9 tRNA genes are annotated in these 853 nt (G+C 48.7%); all 9 read right to left on the bottom strand.

What is annotated here, in order from left to right:
- A tRNA-Arg gene (locus ACYUDJ_RS21245) sits at positions 1 to 59 on the bottom strand.
- Positions 60 to 73: 14 nt separating this feature from the next.
- Positions 74 to 147 (bottom strand) — tRNA-Gly (locus ACYUDJ_RS21250).
- 8 nt (positions 148 to 155) lie between these two features.
- A tRNA-Gly gene (locus tag ACYUDJ_RS21255) sits at positions 156 to 230 on the bottom strand.
- Positions 231 to 296: 66 nt separating this feature from the next.
- Positions 297 to 380: transfer RNA gene (locus ACYUDJ_RS21260), tRNA-Leu, on the bottom strand.
- Between the two features lie 15 nt (positions 381 to 395).
- Positions 396 to 471: transfer RNA gene (locus ACYUDJ_RS21265), tRNA-Lys, on the bottom strand.
- 3 nt (positions 472 to 474) lie between these two features.
- Positions 475 to 549 (bottom strand) — tRNA-Gln (locus tag ACYUDJ_RS21270).
- Positions 550 to 553: 4 nt separating this feature from the next.
- Positions 554 to 629 (bottom strand) — tRNA-His (locus ACYUDJ_RS21275).
- Positions 630 to 644: 15 nt separating this feature from the next.
- Positions 645 to 720: transfer RNA gene (locus ACYUDJ_RS21280), tRNA-Lys, on the bottom strand.
- Between the two features lie 5 nt (positions 721 to 725).
- Positions 726 to 802 (bottom strand) — tRNA-Arg (locus ACYUDJ_RS21285).
- Positions 803 to 853 lie beyond the last annotated feature (51 nt).

Raw genomic sequence — 853 nt, forward strand, 5'->3', positions numbered from 1 at the left:
TAAGGGATTCGAACCCCTGGCCCACGCCTTAGAAGGGCGTTGCTCTATCCATCTGAGCTAAAGACGCATATTATGGAGCGGGTGAAGGGAATCGAACCCTCGTAACTAGCTTGGAAGGCTAGCACTCTACCATTGAGTTACACCCGCATATTTATTGGAGCGGAAGACGAGATTCGAACTCGCGACGTTCACCTTGGCAAGGTGACGCTCTACCACTGAGCCACTCCCGCAAATATCAAAACATTTAGTTTCGTTATATTTTAATCCTTCTSAATTCTGTTTAAAAATTCATTTAATGGTGCAGATGAAGGGAGTCGAACCCCCACGCCATAGGCGCTAGATCCTAAGTCTAGTGCGTCTGCCAATTCCGCCACACCTGCACGTTATATAATTTTTGGTGATCCACCGGGGAATCGAACCCCGGACAACATGATTAAAAGTCATGTGCTCTACCAACTGAGCTAGTGAATCGAATGGCTGGGATGGCAGGATTCGAACCTACGCATGTAGCAGTCAAAGTGCTATGCCTTACCGCTTGGCGACATCCCATCAATGGGGTGAACAAAGGGACTCGAACCCTTGACAACCAGAACCACAATCTGGCGCTCTACCAACTGAACTATGCCCACCATATTAATTTTAAATGGTGCGCCATCAGGGATTCGAACCCTGGGCACCCTGATTAAGAGTCAGGTGCTCTACCAACTGAGCTAATGGCACTTATTTGGTGCGTCTTAAGGGATTCGAACCCCTGGCCCACGCCTTAGAAGGGCGTTGCTCTATCCATCTGAGCTAAAGACGCATATTATGGAGCGGGTGAAGGGAATCGAACCCTCGTAACTAGCTTGGAAGG

Source organism: Clostridium sp. CTA-6 (assembly GCF_054768115.1).